The sequence below is a fragment of the Devosia sp. genome, assembly GCF_028290625.1.
Classification (GTDB): domain Bacteria; phylum Pseudomonadota; class Alphaproteobacteria; order Rhizobiales; family Devosiaceae; genus Devosia.
In genome coordinates, this window is sequence record NZ_JAQGJM010000054.1 from 1 (window position 1) to 3,813 (window position 3,813).

At 66.5% G+C, this 3,813-nt stretch carries 5 protein-coding genes; 1 reads left to right on the forward strand and 4 read right to left on the reverse strand.

Annotated features, from left to right (window positions below; all coding sequences use genetic code 11):
* Positions 1 to 399, reverse strand: a 399-nt coding sequence (locus JWR51_RS23840) for a polyprenyl synthetase family protein (protein ID WP_299753622.1), incomplete at its 3' end; no start/stop codon positions are given.
* Between the two features lie 96 nt (positions 400 to 495).
* Here JWR51_RS23840 and JWR51_RS23845 point away from each other — a divergent pair.
* On the forward strand, positions 496 to 780 hold the full coding sequence (locus JWR51_RS23845) for a chorismate mutase (RefSeq protein WP_299753623.1): 285 nt from the start codon (positions 496 to 498) through the stop codon (positions 778 to 780).
* A 125-nt stretch (positions 781 to 905) separates the two neighbouring features.
* Here the strand turns inward: JWR51_RS23845 and JWR51_RS23850 are convergent, their stop codons facing one another.
* The 3 genes from JWR51_RS23850 to JWR51_RS23860 form a co-directional block, all read right to left on the reverse strand.
* Positions 906 to 1,913, reverse strand: coding sequence for an aldo/keto reductase (locus tag JWR51_RS23850; protein WP_299753625.1), 1,008 nt, complete (start codon positions 1,911 to 1,913; stop codon positions 906 to 908).
* Positions 1,910 to 3,244 carry an MFS transporter gene (locus JWR51_RS23855; protein ID WP_299753627.1) on the reverse strand — a complete coding sequence of 445 codons (1,335 nt, stop codon included), beginning with the start codon at positions 3,242 to 3,244 and terminating at the stop codon, positions 1,910 to 1,912. Before JWR51_RS23855 ends, JWR51_RS23850 begins: the two co-directional genes overlap by 4 nt.
* A gap of 115 nt (positions 3,245 to 3,359) precedes the next feature.
* Positions 3,360 to 3,749, reverse strand: coding sequence for an OB-fold domain-containing protein (locus JWR51_RS23860; RefSeq protein ID WP_299753629.1), 390 nt, complete (start codon positions 3,747 to 3,749; stop codon positions 3,360 to 3,362).
* Positions 3,750 to 3,813: the final 64 nt, after the last annotated feature.

A 3,813-nucleotide genomic window follows, 5' to 3' on the forward strand; every position in this document is an offset into this window, starting at 1 on the left:
GGAGCGGCTGAACAGGAAATCGCCGACCAGCACGCTGGCGGGGTTGCCCCAGATCAGGTTCGCGGTGCGCTTGCCGCGGCGCAGGTCGCTGCCGTCGACGACATCGTCATGGAGCAAGGTAGCGGTGTGGATGAACTCGACCGCCGCAGCCAGCCGGTGATGCCGCGTCCCGGTGTATCCGAGCAGCTTGGCGCTCGCGAGCGTCAGAATCGGCCGCATCCGCTTGCCGCCGCCCGCGATCAAATGCCCGGCGAGTTCGGGGATCAGCGGGATTTCGGACTGCATGCGGTCGAGGATCACCGCATTGACCGCGTTCATGTCGGCCGCGACCAGGCTCATCATCGGCTCGAGGCTCGGCGCCGGGCGGCTGGGATCGAGGCGATGGATCGTGGCGCTCATCGTGGGTGGCGTTTGGCCGAGCGCGCCTGTGAAGGCAAGCGCGGCTTGCGCATCCCGGCGTGCATGCGCAGAACGCGGGAGACTCGGGGAGGACACATGAGCGACGACGTGCTGGACGGCTATCGCAGCAGCATCGACAATATCGATGCGGCGTTGGTCCATATCCTCGCCGAGCGGTTCAAGGTGACGCAAGCCGTCGGCCGCTACAAGGCGCAGGCCGGGTTGCCGCCCGCCGATCCGGGCCGCGAGGAGCGCCAGATCGCGCGGTTGCGCAAGCTCGCCGCCGATGCCCGGCTAGACCCCGAATTCAGCGAGAAATTCCTGCGCTTCATCATCGACGAAGTGATTCGCCACCACGAGCAGTTTCGCGACGAGGGCTGAGGGTTTCGGCCATTCCGTCATGCTGAACTTGTTTCAGCATCCAGGCGATCCGCGTTCCTGAAGCGGATCGCCGGTGGGATGTGAAGCACATGGATCCTGAAACAAGTTCAGGATGACGATCATGGCTAAGCCAGCTCTTCGTCGGGAAGCGTTTCGGTATCGACCGTCGCCTGCGCGAAGGCGGCGTAGCGCGCGCCGCGGATCGTGCCCACGAAGATAGTCGCGGCTTCCTCCAGCACGTCGGGCGCGACCGTGATCGTCGCCGCCGCGACATCCTCTTCCAGATGCGCGATGCTGCGCGTGCCGGGGATGGGGATGATGTCGTCGCCCTGCGCCAGCACCCAGGCTAGCGCGAGCTGCGCCGGCGTGCATCCGGCCTCCAGCGCCAGCGCCTCGAACTTCGCCACCACCGCCAGATTGTGCGCCAGATTCTCGCCGGTGAAGCGCGGCATGGTGTGGCGGATGTCGTACTTCTCGAACTGGTCGTCGCGTACGCCCGTGGCGAGCATCCCGCGCGCGACGGGCGAGAAAGCGACGAACGCGATGCCGAGCTCGCGGCACGTGTCGAGCACCGCGACTTCGGGGTTGCGCACCATCGGCGAATATTCGCTCTGGACCGCGGCGATGGGGTGGATGGCGTGTGCGCGGCGGATCAGGCCGGCACCCATTTCGCTGAGCCCGATCGCGCCGATCTTGCCCGCTTGCACGGCATCCTTCAGCGCACCGACCGACTCCTCGATCGGAACATTCCGGTCGGGGCGGTGGAGATAATAGAGGTCGATATGGTCGGTCTTCAGCCGCTGGAGCGCGCGGTCGAGCGTCGCGGTGATCGCGGCGGGGCTGCCGTCGAGCACCCGCGTCTTTCCGTCGGGCGCGTCCATCACGCATTTCGACGCGAGCGTGAACTCGTTCTTGCGGTGCATGACGTGGCGCTGGATGAGCCGCTCGCTCTGCCCGAGGCCGTAGATCGCGGCGGTATCGAGAAAGCTCACGCCCAGATCGAGCGCGCGGTTGAGCAGCCGCCCGGCCTCGTCCTCCGATGGCGAAGTGCCATAGGCATGGCAGATGTTCATGCAGCCGAGGCCGATCGCGGAGACGGTGAAGGGGCCGATCGTGCGGGTGGGGAGCGTCATGTCATGCTTTCGGGATTGGGGAGATCGCCCTCCAATACGGGCTCCGCATGGCGTTGTCGCGGTTCGCGCACGCGGAAGATGAGGAGCAGCACCGCGAGGCCGAGAAAACCGAACGACACCCACAACACCGGTGGGTAACCGTAGCGATACGCGACCAGCCCACCGATCAGCGGGCCGATCGCGGAGATCGTCCCCTCTATCGTGGTCGACAGCGCGAGCCGCATCGCCACGTCGGCGCGCTCGCCGAATTCGAGCACCATCGTCTGCTGGCTCATCTGATACCCCGACGCGCCCGCGCCCAGCCCGCAAAACGCGACGAAGACGGCCCAGGGGTGGTGGACGGTCAGCAGCAGCACGATCGCGCCGGCCCAGATCGCGGCCGCGAGCACGAAGGTCGAGCGATAGCCGGTGCGGTCGCCGAGATTGCCCCATAGCAGGTTCGACGCGGTATCCGCGCCGAGATAGGCGAGCGACAATTCGCCGATCACCGTGCCCGACAGACCGAGCTGCTGCCCGGCATAGAGTATGTAGAACGGCGTGCCGATCCGCGCGGCGACGCAACACGCCTCCGCCACGATGAACCAGCGATAGCCGCGATCCTCGAGCAATTGCGGGAAGGTCCTGACGCGATCGACGAACTTCATCGGCGCGCGGACGCTGACGGGGACCGGCTCGACCATCCACAGCCGCAGCACGGTCAGCCCCATGCTGGTGAGCACGAACGCGACGAAGAACGTCGTGGCATAGCCGTTGCCGAGCACGTTGCCGCCGATCAGCCAGCGCCCCGCGGCGTAGGACAAGGCGGCCGCGATGATCCCGCCGGTGACGTTGCGATACGCCTGCAACCGCCCGCGCCGCTGCAAGGGGATGACCTTGGCCATCAGCATCTGGAAGGCGACGCGCTGTGTCCCGTTGAACGCGCCGAGCAGGAAGAACAATGCGAGGGTAACGACCAGCAGCACGTCGCCCGTCAGGAACCAGCCGGCCAGCGCCATCCCCAGGATCATCACGCGCATCATCGTCCCGGTGCGGATCGCATAGGGGAGAATGCGTTCCTTGGTCTCGAACCGCGACGCGCTGAAGATCGGCGAGATCGTCGCGCCCAACTGGAGCAACGCGCTGCCGAGCCCGACCAAAGCGTCCGATCCGGTCAGGCGGTGGATATAGGTGGGCATGAAGGTGGGCGCGTAGATCAGCCGGAAACCGGTCATGCCGAGCATGCCGTGGAAGAAATGCGCGATGAAGTTGCGGCGCAGATTGGCGGCGACGAACGCATCATACTCGGCTTCGCGCTCGGCGAGGGTACGGGCGTCGCCGGGGATTTGGATCACCGGGTTATTTCCTGTCCCGTATCCCCGCGAACGCGGGGATCCAGAGTCAGAAGCGACGTCGCCCGCGACTCTGGGCTCCCGCCTTCGCGGGAGCACATACTGAAGGGGAGGCGCGTCACTCCGGGGCGAACATCGGCACCGGCGGGCCGCCGTCGCTGGGGACGAACGTCACCGCCACGCGCTGGCCGATACGCAACGAATCGTGGTCGTCGGTCGCGATGTTGGTCAGCACCGCCGGCCCTTCGTCGAGCGTGACATAGGCGAGCGTGAACGGCGCCCCCGCGCCGCGCCGCATCGTCGACAGCGAGTAGATTTCGCCCCGCCCGGTGCTCTCGACCCAACGCGCCTCCGCCATGCAGAACGGGCAAAGCGCGCGCGGGTAATAATGCGGCTGGCCGCATGCATCGCACTGGCCGATCAGCAATTTGCCCTCGGCGGCGGCATCGAAGAAGCGCTGGTTCTCAACATTGGGCTGGGGCGCGGGGATCTTGCGGGGTTCGCTCATTGAACAGCCATCCCTTCTGAGGAAGCCGTGCTCCGGCGCAGGCCGGAGCGTTGGCCACAAGCGA

Coding starts and splice junctions, on each gene's coding strand:
- JWR51_RS23845 (WP_299753623.1), top strand. CDS start 496: ATGAGCGACGACGTGCTGGACGGCTATCGCAGCAGCATCGACAATATC.
- JWR51_RS23850 (WP_299753625.1), bottom strand. CDS start 1,913: ATGACGCTCCCCACCCGCACGATCGGCCCCTTCACCGTCTCCGCGATC.
- JWR51_RS23860 (WP_299753629.1), bottom strand. CDS start 3,749: ATGAGCGAACCCCGCAAGATCCCCGCGCCCCAGCCCAATGTTGAGAAC.